This is a genomic window from Herbaspirillum autotrophicum (genome assembly GCF_001189915.1).
GTDB lineage: Bacteria > Pseudomonadota > Gammaproteobacteria > Burkholderiales > Burkholderiaceae_D > Herbaspirillum > Herbaspirillum autotrophicum.
In genome coordinates this window covers 241781-262458 of record NZ_LFLS01000002.1, presented here as the reverse complement: position 1 = coordinate 262458, position 20678 = coordinate 241781, and the positions used below count along the sequence as shown (strand labels likewise).

13 protein-coding genes are annotated in these 20678 nt (G+C 60.3%); 6 read left to right on the top strand and 7 right to left on the bottom strand.

The annotated features are described in order from the left end of the window. Positions 1–28: 28 nt before the first annotated feature. From AKL27_RS02470 to AKL27_RS02465, 3 genes are all read right to left on the bottom strand, one after another. Complete coding sequence (locus tag AKL27_RS02470) at positions 29–8851, bottom strand: GH36-type glycosyl hydrolase domain-containing protein (RefSeq protein ID WP_408609748.1); 8823 nt, start codon at positions 8849–8851, stop codon at positions 29–31. A gap of 388 nt (positions 8852–9239) precedes the next feature. Next, on the bottom strand, positions 9240–9416 hold the full coding sequence (locus AKL27_RS27500; protein WP_157056756.1) for a hypothetical protein: 177 nt from the start codon (positions 9414–9416) through the stop codon (positions 9240–9242). A 29-nt stretch (positions 9417–9445) separates the two neighbouring features. Then, entirely contained in the window at positions 9446–10318 is an 873-nt protein-coding gene (locus tag AKL27_RS02465) for a slipin family protein (protein WP_050461069.1), read from the bottom strand. Positions 10319–10452: 134 nt separating this feature from the next. Here AKL27_RS02465 and AKL27_RS02460 point away from each other — a divergent pair, with 134 nt between their 5' ends. Beyond that, positions 10453–11160 carry a Crp/Fnr family transcriptional regulator gene (locus AKL27_RS02460; protein WP_198155861.1) on the top strand — a complete coding sequence of 236 codons (708 nt, stop codon included), beginning with the start codon at positions 10453–10455 and terminating at the stop codon, positions 11158–11160. 61 nt (positions 11161–11221) lie between these two features. Here AKL27_RS02460 and AKL27_RS02455 read toward each other — a convergent pair whose 3' ends face one another. The 4 genes from AKL27_RS02455 to AKL27_RS02440 all read right to left on the bottom strand — a co-directional run bounded on the left by AKL27_RS02455 (position 11222) and on the right by AKL27_RS02440 (position 14167). Beyond that, the gene (locus tag AKL27_RS02455; RefSeq protein ID WP_050461067.1) at positions 11222–11878 is read right to left on the bottom strand and encodes an amino acid ABC transporter permease; all 657 of its coding nucleotides are present in this window, start codon (positions 11876–11878) and stop codon (positions 11222–11224) included. Then, positions 11875–12540 (bottom strand): amino acid ABC transporter permease, encoded by a 666-nt coding sequence (locus AKL27_RS02450; protein WP_050461066.1) that lies wholly within the window; start codon positions 12538–12540, stop codon positions 11875–11877. The genes AKL27_RS02455 and AKL27_RS02450 overlap by 4 nt, the downstream gene beginning before the upstream one ends. Before the next feature lie 7 nt (positions 12541–12547). Beyond that, positions 12548–13363, bottom strand: a complete 816-nt coding sequence (locus tag AKL27_RS02445) for a transporter substrate-binding domain-containing protein (protein WP_050461064.1) — start codon at positions 13361–13363, stop codon at positions 12548–12550. Between the two features lie 78 nt (positions 13364–13441). Further along, positions 13442–14167, bottom strand: a complete 726-nt coding sequence (locus AKL27_RS02440; protein ID WP_050461062.1) for an amino acid ABC transporter ATP-binding protein — start codon at positions 14165–14167, stop codon at positions 13442–13444. A gap of 545 nt (positions 14168–14712) precedes the next feature. Here AKL27_RS02440 and AKL27_RS02435 point away from each other — a divergent pair. The 5 genes from AKL27_RS02435 to AKL27_RS02415 all read left to right on the top strand — a co-directional run bounded on the left by AKL27_RS02435 (position 14713) and on the right by AKL27_RS02415 (position 20633). Next, on the top strand, positions 14713–15450 hold the full coding sequence (locus AKL27_RS02435) for a FadR/GntR family transcriptional regulator (protein WP_050461061.1): 738 nt from the start codon (positions 14713–14715) through the stop codon (positions 15448–15450). Positions 15451–15513: 63 nt separating this feature from the next. Further along, positions 15514–16431, top strand: coding sequence for an HpcH/HpaI aldolase/citrate lyase family protein (locus AKL27_RS02430; protein WP_232310875.1), 918 nt, complete (start codon positions 15514–15516; stop codon positions 16429–16431). Positions 16432–16586: 155 nt separating this feature from the next. Then, on the top strand, positions 16587–17342 hold the full coding sequence (locus tag AKL27_RS02425; protein ID WP_050461057.1) for a FadR/GntR family transcriptional regulator: 756 nt from the start codon (positions 16587–16589) through the stop codon (positions 17340–17342). A gap of 254 nt (positions 17343–17596) precedes the next feature. Then, positions 17597–19300, top strand: coding sequence for a thiamine pyrophosphate-binding protein (locus AKL27_RS02420; RefSeq protein ID WP_050461056.1), 1704 nt, complete (start codon positions 17597–17599; stop codon positions 19298–19300). 76 nt (positions 19301–19376) lie between these two features. Beyond that, positions 19377–20633, top strand: coding sequence for a Zn-dependent hydrolase (locus tag AKL27_RS02415; protein ID WP_050461055.1), 1257 nt, complete (start codon positions 19377–19379; stop codon positions 20631–20633). The last annotated feature ends 45 nt before the right edge of the window (positions 20634–20678 follow it).

Genomic DNA, 20678 nt, shown 5'->3' with positions numbered 1-20678 from the left:
TATCCTGAAAAAATGCGACCAGCGCAGCTTATCGCAACATGGCATTGCCGGCCACGAGATGGGGATTGTTGCCGCCGGTTTTCATGAGAATCACATGTTCATGCTGGTCGTCCACCAGTGTAATGCTGGCGCTCGTTTGTACCACGCCGTCGAGCAACAATACCTGTGGCGTGCCATCCTGCACCAGTTCGATCCGGTAGTTGGTGTGGCGATAGCGGTAATGCATGGTGCATTCCGGCCAGTGCGGCGGCATGCACGGCGTCAGCGTCAGCTGATCGGTATGCACGTGCAAGCCCAGCACGGATTCGATCACCAGCCGGTACATCCAGCCGGCGGAGCCGGTGTACCAGGTCCAGCCACCGCGTCCGACATGCGGCGAGACGGCATAGACGTCGGCCGCCATCACGTACGGTTCCACCTTGTAGGCAGCGACTTGCTGCGGCGTGCGGCCATGGTTGATCGGGTTGATCATGTCCAGCAACTCCCAGGTGCGCTGCTGGTCGCCCAGACTGGCAAAGGCCATCACGGTCCAGATCGCGGCATGTGTGTACTGACCGCCGTTTTCCCGCACGCCCGGCACATAGCCGCGGATATAGCCGGGATTCTGCGCCGATTTGTCGAACGGCGGATCGAGCAACTGGATGATGCCGCCATCGGCGGTGCGTCGCACCAGCCGCTGTTCCACCTGCTGCATGGCTTGTTGCGAACGCTGCGGATCGCCGCCACCGGACAGGATCGACCAGCTTTGCGAAATGGAATCGATCTGGCATTCCTCGTTTTTATGTGACCCCAGCGGTGTGCCGTCATCGAAATAGGCGCGGCGATACCATTCGCCATCCCAGCCGTGCGCCGCGATGTTGGTGCGCAGCAGTGCCGCCTGCGCCAGACAACGTTCGGCAAACGGCGCATCCTGATGCGCTGCGGCGAGCGGGCTGAAGCGGGTCAAGACGTCGTACAGAAAAAAGCTGAGCCAGACGCTTTCACCTTTGCCATGCTCGCCGACCTTGTCCATGCCATCGTTCCAGTCGCAGGAGCCGATCAGTGACAGACCATGTACGCCGAAACGCAAACCGTTTTCGATGGCGCGCACGCAATGCACATACAAGCTGGCGCTTTGTCCGGAACGGGTCGGCAAGTCGTAGTAAGAATCCTCGTTGGCGTTGACTGCGCGTCCGTCAATGAAATGGACGTTTTCCTGCAACACGCCATGGTCACCGGTGACACTGACATAGCGCTCGACTGACAGCGGCAGCCACAGGAAGTCATCCGAACAATGGGTGCGCACGCCACGGTCGGTCGGCGGATGCCACCAGTGCTGGGCATCGCCTTCGACAAATTGATGGGCGGCGCTCACCAGCAAATGCGCGCGCACCAGTTGCGGCTGGCTGTGTACCAGCGCCATGCAATCCTGCAATTGATCACGGAAACCGAAGGCGCCGCCGGATTGATAGTAACCGCTGCGCGCCCACAGACGACAAGCGATGGTCTGATAGAGCAGCCAGCCGTTGCTCAGTACGTTGAGCGCCAGGTCCGGGGTATCGATTTGCACCGTGCCGAGGGCCTGATGCCAGTAACGATGTACGGCATCCAGCGCTTCGTGGGCGGCAGTCGCACCACGGCAGCGCTGCACCAGTGACACCACATTTTGCTGATGGGTGTCGGCCAGACCGAGCATGAAGACAATCTCGCGTTCCTCGCCCGGCATCAGTTCGAACGGCACCTGAATTGCCGCGCATGGATCGAGCCCGGCGCCGAGCTTGCCGGACAGCCGTTGCAGACGCATCGCTGCCGGTTGTTGCAACGAACCGTTGCGGCCGATGAATTCAGTGCGATCACCGGTCACGCTGCGTTGTGCGCTGTCGACATCAAAGAACGCCACCCGTTCGGTGAACTCGGTGTTGTAACTGTTGTGCGCCAGCAGGGCACCGGTGGCCGGATCGGCCTCGGTCACCACATGCATGGCAGTCTTGGCGCGCAAGTCGCCGAGCACCCATTCGACATAACCGGTGGCCGACAGGCTGCGTTTGCTGTCGCCATCGTTGCGCAGGCGCAGCACGCTGTATTTGACGGCGGCTTCCAGTGCCACATAGACGGTCAGTTCGGAACTGATGCTGTCTTCGCGGTGTTCGAACACGCTGTAGCCGAAACCGTGGCGGCTGATGTAGTCGCCGCTGCCCCGGCAGGGCAATGGCGTGGGCGACCACACGCGGCCGCTGATTTCGTCGCGCAGATAAAAGGCTTCGCCGCCGGTATCGCTGACGGGATCGTTGGCCCACGGTGTGAGCCGGAATTCATGGGCGTTTTCACCCCAGGTATAGGATTGGCCGCTTTCCGAAATCACGCTGCCGAAACCGGCATTGGCGATCACATTGACCCACGGCGCCGGCGTCATTTGACTGGCCGAGGTCGTAATCACGTATTCGCGGCCATCGCCGGCAAAACCGCCGATGCCGTTGTCGATCAGCAATTGCTGGTGTGGCAGCAGGCGTGGCGTGTGGTTGCTGCCGGTATCGGCATCAGCATCAATCACCAGTTGCGGTATGCGCGCCGCCGGCAAGTCACGCCGGTTGAGCTGTTCTTCCAGCGTGCCGCGACTGTCCGACAAGATCACGCGCGCCACGGCCAGGAACAGCACCCGGTCTTCGTCGGAAATCTGATCGATCCAGCGCACGAAAATGCCGCCCGGGCGGTCAATCGCATGACTGCCGGTAACCGATGAAATCAAGCCCATGATCTGTTCCTGCAATACCTGACGGTAGCCGGCGTGATCTTCATTCCAGATCACCAGATCGACCGCCATGCCTTTGGAGCGCCAGTAGGCATGCGCTTGCACCAGTTGCCGTACCAGTTCGATGTTTTCCAGATCGCGGATCTTGACCAGCACAATCGGCAGGTCGCCGGAAATGGCGTAACTCCACAAGGCCGACTGGCCGCGATGATTGCGGATCAGCACACTGGCATCGGCGCGCAGCAACGGATTGATGAAAATCACGGAATTGGCCAGACGGCTGTACAACTGGGCGTCGGCTTCGCTGGCGTTGAGTTGGCGCAACACTACCTGGCTATGGGTCCAGGACAATTCCACCACCCGATCGGCCAGATGGCGATCCTGATATTTTTCAATCAGATGTTGGCAGATATCGCGACTGTCACCGACGCCGGTCACCATGTCGATGGTGGCGGTCTGTTCCGGTTCCAGCGTGATCAGCGTGCGGATCGCTACAATCGGATCGAGTACCGAGCCGCTGCTGTCCGACAGCGGCGTCTGCGTCTGCATGGCTTGCGGGCGGTCGGTGCCGTTGCCGCGTCCGAGGAAGCGCATGCGGTCGGTTTCGTATGACACCGTACCAATCTGACCGCCATGCACCGCCATCAGATGAAACATCCACGGCATCTTTTCATCCATCGAACGCGGTCGCCGGGTGCACAGAATGGCGTTGCGCTGACGGTCGATTTCGGTTTGCACGAACAGATTGCTGAAGGCCGGATGGGCATTGTCGGCGGCAGCCGGCGCCAGCACCACTTCGGCATAGCTGGTGACTTCAATGGTACGGCTGCTGCGGCTGCGGTTGGTGATCCGCGTGCGGCGCAGTTCGATATCGTCTTCCGGCGACACGATGATTTCGGTATGCATGTCAAAGTCATTGTCGCTGCGCCGGAATTCGGCGCGGCCTTCGGAAAAGATGACTTCGTAGTTGCGCGGCATGACCAGCGTCGGCTGGAAGCAGGTCGACCAGTACTGGCCGTTGTCGACGTCACGCACATAGCAGAACGCGCCCCAGTTGTCGCGCGTGCCATCCTCGCGCCAGCGCGTGATGGCGAGATCATTCCAGCGACTCTGACTGCCGCCGGCATTGGTGATCATCACGTGATAACGGCCGTTCGACAGCAACTGGACTTCCGGCGTGCGACTGTCCGGACGGTGCAGAATCCGCATCGGCAACGGGCTGTTGCCGGATACGCTGCGAATGTCGGCGAGGTCGGTGGTATTGGAATAAATTGCAGTGGCTTTCGGTACCCGTTCATGCAGCAGCGACATGGTGGCCTGCAACAAGGGATCGGATTCGAAACGGCGCTGCATCGGCTGGTTCAGTAACAGATACGCCAGCGACAGCAATCCCATGCCCTGATGATGCACCATGAATGAGCGGATCAAGGCATACGTTTGGCCGCGCGGCAGCCGCGACGGCGTGTAGTCAATCGCTTCGTAGAAGCCGAAGTTGCCTTCGAAGCCGGCCGCCGCCAGTTGCTGCAGATTGCTGCAAGCCTGCTCCGGTTCCACCATCAAGGCCATCATCGAGGCATACGGTGCGATCACCAGATCGTCGCCGAGCCCGCGTTTGAAACCCAGTCCCGGTACGCCGAAGGCGCGGTATTGATAATTCAGGCTGGTATCGAAACTGTTGTAGCCGGATTCCGATATTCCCCAGTGGATGCCGCGCTGGATGCCATAGTCGATCTGGCGCTGTACGGCGGAATGATAAGTCTGGTCGAGCAGGGTATTGCCAAAGGTCGGCATTACCAGCAACGGCATCAGATACTCGAACATCGAGCCGCTCCACGACAACAGGATCGGATCGCCGCCGGCAATGGTCAGTTGGCGTCCCAGTGCGAACCAGCTTTCCTGCGGCAACTGACCCTGGGCGATACCGATGAAGGTCGCCAGCCGCGCTTCGGACGCCAGCAGATCGTAATAACTGGTGTCGCGCCGGCGTTCGCTGACGTTATAGCCGATCGCCAGCAGATGCGCCGCCGGATCGTACAGGAAACCGTATTCCATGTGGGCAAAGTCATTGCACTGCAAGGCCAGCTGTGCGATCAGCAGCATGCGTTCGGCGGCGCAACGGCTGCCGTTGGCAACCAGCGCCTGCAGCGCGTCGATCTGATGCCGATGCGCTGACCCTGATTCGTCACCGGCGCAGTTTGCCAGTTCGGTTTCGAAGGCCGGCAGCAGATCGGTATGCAGGCGCGCCAGTTGCCGCAGCGTGGGAATCTGTTGCAGGCGTTCCTGTAATGCCGGTGTGACCGGCAACGTGGTCAGGCCGACCCACGGCGCCAGTTGCGTCAGATCTGCCAGGGCATCGCTGCATTGCGCCTCCAGCGCGCGGCTCCAGGTGTGTTGCAATGATGTTTGCGCCGGCGTCGCGCGGATCGCTGCGGCAGCAGTGGCCAGTGGCGTCAACGTCATGTGTGCCGCCTGCAAACTGCGCGGCGGCGCCAGCGATGCGGTTGCCAGCAATTCGCTGAAACGCGTCAGCGCCGGCATCCCGGCGGCGTCAGCCTCAGCGTCGGCCGCGCTGCGCTGCGTGGCGGCGGCCAGCAACAGATCGCAACTGCTGCGCAAACCGGTGATGGCGCGCAACTCCACTATCGGATCATCGGCCAGCGCCAGCAATCCGGGCCGCAAGGTCAACAGATGGCCGGCCAGATTGCCGCTGTCGACCGTCGATACATACATCGGCAGCAATGGCTTGAGGTATTGGGTGTCGTACCAGTTATAGAAATGGCCCTTGAAGCGTTCCAGCGTTGCCAGCGTGGTCAGGGTGTAATGCGTGCGCGTCAGCAACTGGCCGGCCGAGATATAGCCGAAATCGCGTGCCGCCAGATTGGCCAGCAGCGACATGCCGATATTGGTCGGCGAGGTGCGATGGGCGATCACTTCCACCGGATGTTCCTGCACGTTGTCCGGCGGCAGCCAGTTGTCGGCCGGGCCGACATAGGTTTCAAAGAACAGCCAGGTCTTGCGCGACAGCATGTTCAGATAGCGCGTCTGCGATGGCGACAATTCGGTCGCGCGCGGATGTTGCGGACGACTGATCCACCATGCCACCAGCGGCGAAATCCACCACAGCACCAGAATCGGCAAAGCTGCATAGAGCGCACCGGGCTGGTACACCACCAGCGCCAGGGCGGTGGCGAAGGCCAGTACCGGCGCCGGCCACATGACCACGAAACTGGCCGGCAGGCCATGTTTGTCGAGCAGGCTGGCTTCGGCAGAGGAGGTCCATTCCAGCAGCTTTTTGCGGGTCACCACGACCCGCCATTGGGTGCGCACGATGGCATCCAGATTGCTGGCCGCTTCGTAAGGCAGGAAGCTCAGATTCAGGAACAGATGCAGCAAATGTTGCCGGGTCGCTTTCAACAGGGCTGCAATATGTTGGCGCAACAGGACATCCGGCGGTTTGCGCAGCAGATTGACGGTCAGCGCGCACAGCGCCGGCACCAGCAATACCGCCAGCGCCGTCAGGCTCCAGAACCAGGCTGCCGGCAATGCGGTCCAGCCGGTCACCAGCAAGGTGGTCAGGGCAATCGGCACCATGCTGCGGCGCAGATTGTCGAACAGTTTCCAGCGTGACAGCGCCGACAGCGGATTGCGCTGGCGCGTGATCTTTCCATCGTCTGTTGCGCCGTGGCCGCGCGGCCCCGGTACCCACGGCAGCAACCATGAGGCAATTTGCCAGTCGCCGCGTATCCAGCGATGGCGGCGGCTGATGTCGGTGCTGTAGCGTGACGGATATTGTTCGTGCAGTTGGGCGTCGCTGAGCAAACCGGCGCGCACATAACAGCCTTCCAGCAAATCATGGCTGAGGATGCGGTTTTCCGGCATGCGGCCGTGCAGTACCTGTTCGAATACCTGAACGTCGTAAATGCCCTTGCCGATGAAGGAACCTTCGCCGAACAAATCCTGATAGACGTCGGATACGGTGCGGGTATAAGGATCGATCCCGGTTTCGCCGCCGCACAGCAATTCGTAGCGCGAAGCCTGACTGCCCGGCAGGCTGACCGCCACGCGCGGTTGCAGAATGCCATACCCCTCGCACACCCGGCCGCGCACGACATCAACCACGGCGCGGTTGAGCGGATGGGCCATGGTCGCGACAAAACTGCGGGCCGCATCGCGCGGCAATTCGGTATCGGTATCGAGCGTGATCACGTAGCGGATATTGAGCAGGCTATCGAGATCGCCGCTGGCGGCGCAAAAGGCATGCGCGGCAGCGGTGGCGCCGCACAACAGCGCATTGAGATCGCCCAGCTTGCCGCGCTTGCGCTCTTGTCCCATCCACGCGCCTTCTTGCGGATTCCAGCGGCGGGGCCGGTGCAGCAAGAAGAAATAGTCGCCGCCGGGGCGTTGATATTTAGCGTTCAAGGCGTGCACGCCCGCCTGCGCGTGTGCCAGCAGCGGCCCATCGGCAGGCGTGCTTTCGGTGGCGGCATCGGCGAAATCGGTCAACAGGCAAAAGCGCAGATTGTCATCGCGATTGGCGAGGAAATGCACTTCCATGGTGTCGATCAGGCTATCGATATTGTCTGTGCTGAACAACATCGACGGCACTACCGCCAGCGTCCGTGCATGGCGCGGGATGCCTTCGGAAAAATCCATGCGCGGCAACGGATGCGGCAGCACCACCAGCGTTGCGGCCCAGTTCACCAGCGCCAGCGCCAATTGACTGCTGCTGATCAGCGCCGCGATAGTCACCAGCGCCAGCAACCAGTTTTCGGCGCCGAGGTTCCAGGCTTTGAGGGCCACGCCGGTGGTGCCAAGCAGGGTCAGCAGCAAGATGCTGCCGAGATAGACCGCCAGCGGTGCGCTACGCACGGTGTTGCGCAAGCGTTGCTGCCAATCGGGTTGGAATGCGGCGGCCTGTTCCAGTTGCGGCAGACCGTTGCCGATCAGGTAGTAGCCGACATGGGCGCGGCGGTCGGCGCTGCCCCGGGTAGCAGCAGCGTCGGTCGCCAGCCGCAGGGCGTGCGCGGCGATGGCGGGTTCGGTCTGGGTACTGTTGCGGGCAATCTTTTCCACCACGTGACGGTATTGATCGCGGGTTGCAAAATCCATGCGCAGGTAGGCGTCGCCCGGATCCTGCCTGAGGATTTGTTCGGCCATGCTCATGGTTTCGACGAATTCGCGCCAATCCATCGAACCGAGGAAGCGCAAGCTGCCGATGCTGTTGCTGATCGATACCTGATCCGCCGCTTGTTGCTGGGTCTCGAAGTGCACCAGGCGGTCGATGGTTTCACCGGCGGCGGCCAGATGTTGCGACAGCCAGGTCAGCGGCAAACTCAGCGCCGGGCCTTTGCCTTGCAGGCGGCGCACCAGTTCGGCCACGAAGGAACTGTCCATCGGCGGATCGGAACGGGCCATGTCGGCCACCAGCAAAATCAGCTTGCTGGGATCTTTCTCGGCGGCGTCGGACATGTTGTCGGCCCAGACGTGGGCCAGATTGCGGCTGATGCGGGTGGTTGCCAGACGGGCCGCCACACGGCGCAGATTCTCGATCAGCGCCAATCGCAGCATGATCGGAATGGCCCACAACTCGCCCAGTTCCAGCATGGTGATTTGCTGATACGAGGCGACAAAGCGCGACAGGCTTTCCGGGTCGACGCGGCCATCGCCGTGCGAAATGGTTTCCAGTGCGATGTCATAGACCCGTGGCCGGCCGGCCGAGCTGCCTTGCAGCAGACGCGGCAATTCCTTGCTGTAGTTCTTGGGCAGATGGCGGCGTGCAGTGCGGATCTGTTCTTCGATCAGATAGAAATTGTCGAGCAGCCATTCGGCTGCCGGCGTTACCTGACGACCGGCCTTGATGGCGTCGGTCAGACTGTTGCTGGCCTGAAAGATGACCTTTTCATTGTCCGCCAGTCGTGCCAGCAAATGATTGTCGCCGCGTTCGGTATCGAGCTTGTGGGCCTTGGCCAGCACCTTGCCGTGTTGCTCCATCTGCTGGGCGCTGAACAATTCAGCCCGCAGCGGCAACTCCTGGCTTGGCGTGATGGCCCGCGTACGGCTGCCATTCAGGAGGTTTTTCAGGGCGACCACATGAGCGCGCAGGAAGAGGCTGTCCAGTTTCAAGTCTGACTTTCGGTTGCTGCGCGCGGCCGGCTGCCGCAGCGCAAACGGAGATAAACAACAACGGATCGCCGTGGCGTTCAGCCCGGGCGATCAGTCGAGTGTTGAAAATGCTGCAACGGCTGCAGCGGAAAATGGGTAGTGCAGGACTGCACTTAGGAGGAGCGTGGGTCGCGGGTCGATTCGAAGGAATACACCGGCAACGCAAACACGAAGAATTGAAGACTGAACTGGCGCTTTCGGAACCATGCTTCAACAGCTTCTACGTTTTTTCCAGCTAAAAATTGAAGGCCCAGTCTACCACGGCTCCCGGCGCTGCCGGTTGGCACGCAACAATCGGCCGCAGGCAGGCCTGCAGCCGATGCATGTCAGCGCCGGACCGTGTCAGCGGCTAACGCTTGCGATCATGGCTTTTGCGGATCACGCTGTGCGAGCGCAGTTTGGCTTCGCGCGCACGGCAGCCGACGGCTTCATCATCGGAACTCAATACATGGCCGCCTTCGGCGACCAGATCGCTGATTGCCGCCGGCATTTTCTTGAAGTGATGACTCCTGGTGCCTGATTTCATGGTGTGCTCCGGTTGTACGTCAACAATGCTCAATGCACCGGCTCCACGCCGGCCGCATGGACTGCGCCGGTCTGGGTTGCCAGCGAGACGGCAACGGCGGCAGCCGGGTTCATGCTGTCGACCATCGAGCTCGGAATCAGGATGGTGGTGCCGCGTTCCTTGGTGGTTTCATAAATGATGTTCATCGCCCGCAATTGCAGCGCCGCCGGTTGGCCGGCATAGATTTTTGCTGCCGCCACGAACTTGCCGGCGATTTCCGCTTCGGCCGAGCCGAGGATGATGCGGGCCTGTTTCTCGCGTTCGGCCTGCGCCTGACGCGACATGGCGTCTTGCAGCGCAACCGGAATGGCGACATCGCGGATTTCGACCGAGCCCACGGTGATGCCCCAGGCGATGGTTTTTTTGCCAATGCTTTCGCACAATTGCAGATCGGCTTGCTTGCGCTCCGACAGCAAGGCCGCCAGCATCGAGGAACCGATCATTTCGCGCAACGAGGTTTGCGCCACGCGATCAATGGCCTGCTGGAAATTGGTGATGGCCAGTGCCGCTTTCTGGGCGTCATGCACATGCCAGAAAATCACGGCATCGACATTCACCGGCACGGTATCGCGCGTCAGCGCCTGTTCGGCATTGAAGGCGGTGGTTTGAATCCGTTCATCGATGATGGCGACGATATTGTCGACCACCGGGATGATCCCGAACAAACCGGGACCCTTGACGGCGTGCAACTTGCCGGCCCGCAAGATGACGAATTTTTCCCAGGTATTGGCCATTTTCAGCGACAGCATGACGATGACGGCGATGGCGGCCGACACGGCGCCGGCGACCGGATGCCCCGACATCACGGCAAATGCGCCCAGCGCTGCAAATAAGGCAACGATGGCAGAAGTGATCTGGTTCATGGTAAGGCTCACTTTCAAAAAGTGATACGATCAATGCAACATGGATGCCCAAGCTATGCGCCAAACCGGACCCCTTGTCTGTACGCCACCTCACATAGCGCAAGCAGTTGCCCCTGACAGTGACGGAGCCGCGCATGATGCAACCTCACGATCCGCGTCAAAACCGCTTGCTGGCAGCCCTGCCGCAGGCTGAAATGGCGCGCTGGCTGCCGCAACTGGAACGGGTGGATATGCCGCTCGGTGCGGTGCTGTACGAGTCCGGCAGCAAACTCAGTCATGTGTACTTTCCGCTCAACGCCATCGTCTCGCTGCTGTATGTACTGGAAGACGGGGCGTCGGCAGAAATTGCCGTGGTGGGCCGGGAAGGGCTGGTGGGGGTGTCCTTGTTCATGGGCGGCGAATCGACCCCGAGCCGGGCCGTGATCCAGAACGCCGGGCAGGCATACCGGTTGCGTGGCGATGTGATGTTGCAGGAATTCAATCAGGCCGGTCCGGTATTGCATCTGTTGCTGCGCTATACCCAGGCGCTGCTGACGCAGATGGCACAAACCGCCGTGTGCAACCGCCATCATTCACTCGATCAGCAATTATGCCGCTGGCTGCTGCTGAGTCTGGACCGGATCGATTCGCCGCAACTCAGCATGACGCAGGAATTGATTGCCAACATGCTCGGCGTGCGGCGCGAGAGTGTGACAGAAGCCGCCGGGCATTTGCAGGACGCCGGCCTGATTCGCTATCACCGCGGTCACATCACGGTGCTGGACCGGACCGGGCTGGAACGCCGCACCTGCGAATGTTATGCGGTGGTGAAAAGGGAATATGACCGGCTGCTGCCGGCCTGAGATTCTAGCGCGGCAGCAGAACGGGTTCGTGGCGGCCAACCGCAAGGCGGCCACAGCCGGCTCAATGCGCGCTGCCCTTGGCCAGATGACGTTCCAGTATCCGCGATGAATACGTCATCGGGAAACAGATCACGAAGTAGATGACTGCCACGCTCATGTAGATCGGGAACGGTTCGAACGTGACATTGTTGAGCATGGCGCCGGTGCGGCTCAGTTCAACAAAGCCGATGATCGAGGTGAGCGAGGTATTTTTCACTACCTGTACCAGAAAGCCGACTGTCGGTGGCGTCGCGATCCGGGCTGCCTGCGGCATGATCACGCTGATGAACTGCTGGCGCGTGGTCAGGCCGAGACTGGCGGCGGCGGCCCATTGGCCGCGTGAAATGGCGACGATGCTGCCATGCCAGATATCTGCCAGAAAGGCGCTGGTATAGGCAATCAGAATCACTACTGCGGCCATCCATGCGGTGACATGCACGCCCAGCAGCGGCAAGCCGAAAAATCCCATGAACAGCAGGATCAGCAACGGCGAGCCTTGCAGCAGCTTGATCCAGGTATCGACCAGCAGCCGTATCCAGCGCTGCGAACTGAGCTTGGCCAGCAGCAGCGCCACTGCCACCACCGCGCCGCCGACAAATGCCACCAGCGACAGTACGATGGTCCAGCGCGCTGCCAGCACCAGATTGCTGAAAATATCCCAGAACGAAAACTCACTCATGCCTTGCTTCCTTTTAACGATTTTTTGGCAAACCGGTCCAGCACCTGCGTGACCAAAAACGACAACGCCAGATAAATCGCCGCAGTCAGCATGTACACCTCAAACGCGCGGAAGGTACGGCCCTGAATGAAATTGGCTTCATAGGTCAGATCGCGCACCGAAATTTGCGAAATCACTGCCGAGGCCAGCATCATCAGCAGAATCTGGCTCTTGAGCGCCGGATACACCTTGGCAATCGCTTGCGGCAACACCACATGCAGAAAGGTTTGCATGCTCGACATGCCGAGCGCCAGTCCGGCCCGCATCTGATTGACCGAGACCGCGATCACGCCGGCGCGCAGGATTTCACTGGCATAGGCGGCGATGTTGATGGTCATGGCCAGAAATGCCGCCCACCATTCGCTGATCTGAATGCCGAGCAAGGGGAAGCCGAAAAAAATCACGAACATCTGGATCAGAAAGGGTGTGTTGCGGATCACCTCGACATAGCTGGCGATGAAGCCGCGCACCCATTTGCCGCCGCTGGTCGACAAGCGGGCGCCGGCCAGCCCCAGCGCGATACCGCAAGCGCTGGAGACGGCCGTGAGCCAGAGTGTCATGCCGGCGCCGCGCAGGAACAGGATGGCGTATTCTTCCAGCGCGGAAAAATCCATTACATACATGTCAGCCTCACAGCGAGCCTGGCAGCGGACCGCCAAGCCACTTCAGGGAAATGCTGTTGAGCGTGCCATCCTTGAGGGCCTGGCCGACGATCACGTCGAGTTTTTCCTTGAGACGGGTTTCGCCTTTGTTGTAGGCCATGTGCATTGGCGAATTCATCAGCTTGAATTTTTCATCGAGCGCGACCTTCGGATTGGGCGCGCGCAATTTGCGGGCAACGTCGCCGCCCAGCGAAATCAGGTCAACCTGACCGGCAAAGTAGGCCGAGATGGCGCCGCTCTGGTCATCGAAACGCTTGATCACGGCTTCCGGCGGCGCGACCTTGACCAGGCTCATGTCTTCGTTGGTGCCGCCGGCAGTGGCGATACGCTTGCCCACCAGACCGGCCGGATCCTTGACGGCCAGCGCTGGCGGACCATAAACGGCGATGTAGTAGGGCGCATAGGCGGCGCTGAAGTCGAGAATCTTTTCACGCGCCGGGGTCTGGCCGACCGACATCAGCATGTCCAGTTTGCGGTCGGTCAGATAAGCGATGCGGTTGGCGCCGGTGACCGGAATCAGTTCCACTTTCACGCCCAGACCTTTACCGAGGACTTCGGCAAAATCGACGTCGAAGCCGCGCGGTTTCATGTCGGTGCCGACCGAACCGAACGGCGGGTAATCCTGAAACACGCCGATTTTCAACACGCCGCTGGAAGTCACGTTTTGCAGGGTGTCGGCATGCGCCGACCAGGAATAGCCGGCGCCGGCTGCGACCATCGCCAGACTGGCGGCGGTGCGGGCAAGGAACATGCGGCGGCGGGCGGAAGTGGCTACGGTTTTCATAAGAGGTCCTGTTCAATTGAAAGAGGTGAAGTAAGAACGGCGTTAAGACAAATCACGATACAAAGTGCAATGCCGGAGTCAGTGCAAAATCTGTTGCAGGAAATCACGTGCGCGGTCGGTTTGCGGCGCGCTGAAGAAATCCTGGGTCGGGCGGTCTTCGACAATCGCGCCGCGATCCATGAACACCACGCGGTCCGATACCCGGCGCGCGAAGCCCATTTCATGCGTGACGCAGACCATGGTCATGTTTTCATTGGCCAGTTCGGTCATGACTTCCAATACTTCGTTGACCATTTCCGGGTCCAGCGCCGAAGTCGGTTCATCAAACAGCATGACGACCGGATTCATGCACAGGGCGCGGGCAATCGCCACCCGTTGCTGCTGGCCGCCGGAGAGTTGCGACGGATATTTTTCCGCCTGTGCCTGCAAGCGCACCCGTTCCAGCAGGGCCAGCGCATTCCTGGCAGCATCAGTCTGATTGCGGCCCAATACCTTGATCTGTGCCAGCGTCAGGTTTTCCAGTACCGTCAGATGCGGAAACAATTCGAAATGCTGGAATACCATGCCAACCCGCGCCCGCAGCTGACACAAGGTTTTTGCATCTTGCACGACGGCGGTGCCGTCGACGGTAATGCTTCCCTGTTGATGCGATTCCAGGCCATTGATGGTTTTGATCAGGGTTGATTTGCCGGAACCGGAAGGGCCGCAAACCACAACCACTTCACCTTGCTTGATGTTGAGCGAGCAGGTATCGAGTACCTGAAAGGCACCGTACCATTTGGAGACATTCTGTAGTGATAGCATGTGCTTTCCTGAATCTGAATCGATGAATTACTGGACTGGCAAATTGTCATGTGGTCAGGCCACCTTGCTGCTTGTTTTATTGAGCAAACTTCATGCCAGCCGGTTTTCCTCAAATAAGCGGTATTTTTGTGAAATAAATCAGGCAAATGACGTCAAAATGCCCGACCTTGGTGCATTACGGCAAGCATGTGCATGATGTTCGTGCGCTGCTGCGGCTGTTTTTACGGAAGATGGCTGACCATCTCCGCGTGTGCTGTCTCCCACTTTTCTTGTTCAATCGCGCCACAAGAACTTACTGTTCAGGTGGTAAGGCCAGAAATATACGCTGCCTGTATTATCAGTCAAGCTGCATTGCAGCACGAACCATGAATATGCTCTGTATGCGGTGATATCGCGACACTCGCGGCGAATTGCTTGACAGAGAAAAACGCTAGCGTATATTGGTGGCCTTACCACTTGATCACGTGTCTGATTGCGGGCGCACTGGTCAACGTGTTCCGTTTTCCTGTCCGACTTTGGCTGCCTGTCTTTATCTGCTTTATACAATGAGTTCATTTCATCCTGTCAGCGTCACTCGTCTCTATCGCATGATTGCGGATCAGATTGCCAGCCGCATCCGCGCCGAAGATTTCCGCCCCGGTGAGCGCCTGCCTTCCGAGCGTGAGCTGGCGGAGCAATTGCAGGTCAGCCGTCCCTCGATCCGCGAAGCCTTGATCGCGCTGGAAATTGAAGGCTATGTCGAGGTCAGGGTAGGGACCGGGGTCTTCGTTACCCAACGGCGCATGGATCGTTCGCCGACCCAGGAATTCTCTTCCAGTGAAGTCGGCCCGTTTGATTTGTTGGCGGCGCGCCTGTTGCTGGAGCCGGAATGTGCGGCACTGGCGGCACACCACGCGACCCAGGCGCAATTGGCCGGCATTGAGCAAGCGGCACGCAACTTGCATGGTTCTGCCACGCCGCGTGAGCACGACCGGGCATTCCATCTGGCCATCGCCGAGGCCTGCGGCAATCCGGCGCTGGTCAGCACCGTGACGCACCTGATGCAGTTGCGCGATGCCAGTGTCGTCTTGAAACGGTTGGAGCAGCATTTCGTGACCAACCGTGTCTGGCAGCAGGCAGCCGATGAGCACGATGTAATCTTGCATGCGATTCGTACCGGCGATGCCGAGGCTGCGCGCAAGGCCATGCGGTTGCATCTGACCGATATTCAGGATCGTTTGCACCGCGATTTTGGCAGTGACCTGCTACAGATGGAACGCAGTACCGCAGCGTTGGCCGGGTAAACCCGCCGGCAGCACCGAACCGTTTCTCCTTATTGTTCCCCCTTATATATACAGAGCACAGAAATGACTTTATGCGCAATGCCATCCACCGCCAGCACACGCCGTCCACCGACATTGCGGCGCGGCTGGATGTTCGTCGCCGGCATGGACCAGGCCGCGCATGCCCGCGCCATTGCCGGCGGCGCCGATGTGGTGGTGGCCGACCTTGAAGAATTCACGGCGCCCGCAGATCGTCCCGAGGCGCGCTTGCACATTGCTGCCATGATGGCCGATTGCCGCGCCCGCGGCGTGGTCGGTGCGGTGCGCGTCAACAAGCTGGAACATGACGGGCATGCCGATTTGTGCGGTGTCATGGCGGGGCGTCCGGATGTGGTGTTCTTGCCGCATGTCGACCGCCCTGAACAAATTGTCGCGCTGGCCGCCGAAATCTCGTCGCTGGAAGCCGAGCAAGGCATTGCTGCCGGCAGTACCGAGATTGCACCGACCATTGAATCGGCTGCCGGGCTGCTGGCGCTTGGCGCGATTCTGCGCGCCAGTCCGCGCGTGACGGCGTGTCTGCTGGCGGCGGAAGATTTTTCGGCCAGCCTCGGTGCCGAGCGCGGCGCGGATGGTGTCGAGTTGCGTTATGCGCGCGCGCGGTTTTTGCTGGAATGTGTCGCCGCCGGCGTGGTGGCGATTGATTGTCCCTGTACCTTCCGTGCCATCGCCACCTTCACGGCGGATCTGGAACTGGCGCGCCGGCTCGGTTTCAAGAGCAAGTGCGTGGTCTTCCCGGAGCACGTGGCGCTGCTCAATGAGGCGTTGACGCCATCGGCGCAACAGGTGCAGGCGGCCGAACAGTTATGCAGCGCATTCGAGCGGCAAAAGACCGCACCGCCGACTGACTTGAGTTTGTGGATCGACGCGCCGCTTTACAATAATGGCCGCCGCCTGCTGGCACGGCACGCCGAGTTCGTCGCGTGGCATGCCACTGCTGTATAAGTAACGGGTATAGCAAGGACGGCGCAGATGTCGTGCACGTGTTGCGATGCAGCTTGACACTGTCAGATGCTAAGGTATATTGCTGGCCTTACCACCTGATCGCTGCAACCGGAAAGCAGTTCCATTTTCAGTGATTGATTTTTTACAGATTAGCCATGAGTTCATTCCATCCTGTCAGCGTTACCCGTCTCTACCGCATGATTGCCGATCAGATTGCCGGCCGCATCCGCGCCGGTGATTTCCAGGTCGGCGAGCGCTTGCCGTCGGAGCGTGAACTGGCGGAACAACTTGAAGTCAGCCGGCCGTCGATCCGCGAAGCGCTGATCGCGCTGGAAATCGAAGGCTATGTCGAGGTGAGGGTGGGCACCGGCGTCTTCGTGACCTTGCCCAAGAAACGCGATGAAACTCTGGCCGGCGCCGAACTGCAAGTGCCCTATGAAGATGTCGGCCCGTTTGATCTGATGGCAACCCGCTTGCTGGTAGAGCCGGAATGCGCGGCACTGGCGGCCGGCAATGCCTCGCAACAACAACTGGCGGCGATTGTGGCGGCTGCCGCCAGTATGCCCGGTTCAGGCAATCCGCGTCTGCATGACCGCGCCTTCCATCTGGCCATCGCTGAAGCCAGCGGCAACGTCGCCTTGTCGAGCACGGTATTGCACTTGTTGAATCTGCGCGATAGCAGCGCCATGCTGAACCGGCTGGAAGAACACTTTGTCACGCATCAGGTATGGCAGTTGGCGGAAGTCGAACACGACCGGGTATTGCAGGCGATCCGCGCCGGTGATGCAGAGGGCGCGCGGCAAGCCATGTTTTTGCATTTGAATGGCATTCTGGATCGTCTGCGCGAAGACTTCGGCAATGACGACGCAGTGATGTCGGGTATGCGACTGGTGGCGGGCAAAGCCGGCTGACCGGGTTGGTGCAACAGCACTGAAGCGGTGACCGCGACGTGCATCACGCCCCCGATCTGTGCATCCGGGGGCTTTTTTTGAAGTTAATTTAGCCGAAATCCCTGTTTTTGACTGGCATGCTATTTGCTGAACCCAGTAGTCGGTATCGAGTGGCCTTACCACCTTACTATCAAGCTGCTTATTTGAGTAAAGGCAACCAGTGAAGAATCGGGCAGTAGAACAAATTCTGAATCCATTATCCAGGTGAGAACAATATGACAGCATTATCTGCCCCCCCACGCAACGGCGGTCAAATCTTGATGCAGCAATTGCGCGTGCATGGCGTCAAGCGGGTGTTTCTGGTTCCCGGCGAAAGCTATCTGCCGTGTATCGATGCCCTCAACGAACATCAGGACGCGATGGAAAGCATCGTGTGCCGGCAGGAGGGCGGGGCTGCCTATATGGCCGAAGCCTATGGCAAGCTGACCGGTGAGCCGGGCATCTGCTTTGTCACGCGCGGTCCCGGCGCCACCAACGCCAGCATTGGCGTTCACACCGCCTATCAGGACTCGACGCCGATGATCTTGTTTGTCGGTCAGGTCGGCAATGATTTCTATGAGCGCGAAGCGTTCCAGGAAATCGACTATCGCCGCATGTTCGGCCAGATGACCAAGTGGGTAGCGCAGATCGACCGCACCGAACGGATCCCGGAATTCATCGCACGGGCCTTTGCGGTCGCCACCAGCGGCCGGCCCGGTCCGGTGGTGCTGGCGTTGCCGGAAGATACCTTGTGGGGCACCGCGCAAGTAGCGGACATGCCGCGTTACCGGCGCGCCCAAAGCAATCCCGGCGTCGCCGATGTCGCCCAGATGCGCGAACTGATCGAAGCCGCCGAACGGCCATTCATGATTGTCGGCGGTCACGGCTGGACGCAACAGGCCAGCGCCCGGTTACAGGCATTTGCCGAACGTTTCGATTTGCCGGTCGGCGTCGCCTGGCGGCGTCTGGAATGTTTCGATCAGCGCCATCCGAATTTTGCCGGTCATGTCGGCTGGGGCATGAGCCCTGAATTGCGGGCCCGGGTCGCCAATGCCGATCTGATTCTGTCGGTCTGCACCCGGCTCGGCGAAGCCACTACCGAAGGCTATTCGGTGATTGCCAGCCCGTTGCCGCAACAAAAGCTGATCCATGTCTATCCCGATCCGGAAGAGCTGGGTCGCGTGTTCATGCCGACCCAGGCGATTGTGGCCGACCCGGCCGGTTTTGCCGAACAGGTCGCCGACCTGCAACCGACACGCGCGATCCGCTGGTCCGCCGCCACCCGCAGCGCCAATACCGAATACCTGAGCACGCTGCAACCACTCGATGCACCGGGTGCGATGAACCTCAATGCCGCCGCCGCGCATCTCAATACAGTGTTGCCGGCCGATGCCTGCATCACCGTCGGCGCCGGCAATTACGCCTTGTATCCGCATCGCTATCGCCAGTTCTCCGGCGTCGGCAGCAGTCTGGCACCGGCCCTTGGCGCCATGGGCTACGGCTTGCCGGCGGCGATTTCGGCCAAGCTGGAAAAGCGCGACCGCACGGTGGTGTGTTACGCCGGTGACGGTTGCTTCCAGATGAATTTGCAAGAGCTGGGCGTGGCCATGCAATACCGCCTCGGCATCATCGTACTGGTCTTCAACAACGGTATGTGGGGCACCATCCGGGCCCATCAGGAACGTGATTTCCCGGCGCGCGCGATTGCACTCAATTTCGACAATCCGGAATTCACCGAGATCGTGCGTGCCTATCGCGGCTACGGCGAAATCGTCGACAAGACCGAAGATTTCGCGGCGGCCTTTGAACGCGCCCGCGCGTTCGCCGACAGCAAGCAATTGCCGGCCTTGCTGGAAATCCGCTATGACCCGGACGGCATTGCGCCCGGCGATACCTTGTCCGGCATCCGTCAGGCCGCGCTGAAAAAGCAGCAAGCGTAATCAGCAACAGCATCACGACCGAATCAATCCCAAGGTGTGCGCAACTGCGTACCACGATGTCACGAGAGGAATCAGCATGACAAGCAATGTACCGGCCAGCAAATTGGCAATAAATGGCGACCGCCTGTGGCACTCGCTGATGGAACTGGCGCAAATCGGTGCCACGGAAAAGGGTGGCAATTGCCGGTTGGCGCTGACGGCATTGGATGGCGCCGGGCGCGATCTGGCGGTGGGCTGGATGAAACAGGCTGGCCTCACGATCCGGGTTGATCAGGTCGGCAATATCTTTGGCCGCCGCGCCGGCCGTGACGACTCCCTGGCGCCGGTGATGACCGGCAGCCATATCGACACCCAACCGACCGGCGGCAAGTTTGACGGTTGTTACGGCGTGCTGGCAGGACTCGAAGTGATGCGCTGCCTGCAGGAAAACAATGTGCAAACCGAGGCGCCGCTGGAACTGGCGATCTGGACCAATGAAGAAGGTTCGCGCTTCGTGCCGGTGATGATGGGTTCCGGCGTGTTTGCCGGCAAGTTCACGCTGGATACCGCACTCGACGCCAGGGATCTGGCCGGGCTGTCGGTGCGCGATGAATTGCAAGCCATCGGCTACGCCGGCAGCGACGCCGTCGGCGGGCGTCCGATTGGCGCGTACTTCGAAGCGCATATCGAACAGGGACCGATTCTGGAACATGAAGACAAGGTCATCGGCGTGGTGACCGGTTCGCTCGGCGTGCGCTGGTACGACGTCACCGTGACCGGCATGGAAATGCATGCCGGTCCGACGCCGATGGCAATCCGCAAAGATGCCTTGTTTGCCGCCACCCATCTGATGCAGGAAGTGATTCATCTGGCCAATGACAACCAGCCGCACGGACGCGGCACGGTCGGCGCGGTGCAGATTCATCCCGGCTCGCGCAATGTGATTCCGGGGCAGGTCACGTTCACCGCCGATATTCGCCATCAGGACGAAGCCACGCTGGACCGCATGGATCAGCGCTGGCGTCAGGCGTGTATCGATGCGCAGGAAAAATTCGGGCTGCAAGTGCAATTGACGGATATCCAGTATTTCAAGCCGACGCCATTCGATCCGGCGCTGGTCGGCATGATCCGCGAAGGCGCCGCCAGCGCCGGCCTGTCGCATATGGATATCGTCACCGGTGCCGGCCATGACGCGGTCTACATCGCGTCGGTAGCGCCGACCGCGATGATTTTCGTGCCGTGCAAAGACGGCATCAGCCATAACGAAATTGAAGATGCCAAGCCGGAACATCTGGAAGCCGGCGGCAACGTCTTGCTGGCAGCCATGCTGGCGCGTGCCGGCCGCATCGGTTGAGCGCCGGCACAAATGCACACGACATTCACATTCATTCGTACTGGA

What these genes read in the sequence shown, in the direction of transcription:
- AKL27_RS27500 (WP_157056756.1), bottom strand. Translation starts at nt 9,416, where the DNA reads ATGAAATCAGGCACCAGGAGTCATCACTTCAAGAAAATGCCGGCGGCA.
- AKL27_RS02460 (WP_198155861.1), top strand. Translation starts at nt 10,453, where the DNA reads ATGATGCAACCTCACGATCCGCGTCAAAACCGCTTGCTGGCAGCCCTG.
- AKL27_RS02455 (WP_050461067.1), bottom strand. Translation starts at nt 11,878, where the DNA reads ATGAGTGAGTTTTCGTTCTGGGATATTTTCAGCAATCTGGTGCTGGCA.
- AKL27_RS02450 (WP_050461066.1), bottom strand. Translation starts at nt 12,540, where the DNA reads ATGTATGTAATGGATTTTTCCGCGCTGGAAGAATACGCCATCCTGTTC.
- AKL27_RS02465 (WP_050461069.1), bottom strand. Translation starts at nt 10,318, where the DNA reads ATGAACCAGATCACTTCTGCCATCGTTGCCTTATTTGCAGCGCTGGGC.
- AKL27_RS02415 (WP_050461055.1), top strand. Translation starts at nt 19,377, where the DNA reads ATGACAAGCAATGTACCGGCCAGCAAATTGGCAATAAATGGCGACCGC.
- AKL27_RS02430 (WP_232310875.1), top strand. Translation starts at nt 15,514, where the DNA reads ATGACTTTATGCGCAATGCCATCCACCGCCAGCACACGCCGTCCACCG.
- AKL27_RS02445 (WP_050461064.1), bottom strand. Translation starts at nt 13,363, where the DNA reads ATGAAAACCGTAGCCACTTCCGCCCGCCGCCGCATGTTCCTTGCCCGC.
- AKL27_RS02435 (WP_050461061.1), top strand. Translation starts at nt 14,713, where the DNA reads ATGAGTTCATTTCATCCTGTCAGCGTCACTCGTCTCTATCGCATGATT.
- AKL27_RS02420 (WP_050461056.1), top strand. Translation starts at nt 17,597, where the DNA reads ATGACAGCATTATCTGCCCCCCCACGCAACGGCGGTCAAATCTTGATG.
- AKL27_RS02440 (WP_050461062.1), bottom strand. Translation starts at nt 14,167, where the DNA reads ATGCTATCACTACAGAATGTCTCCAAATGGTACGGTGCCTTTCAGGTA.
- AKL27_RS02425 (WP_050461057.1), top strand. Translation starts at nt 16,587, where the DNA reads ATGAGTTCATTCCATCCTGTCAGCGTTACCCGTCTCTACCGCATGATT.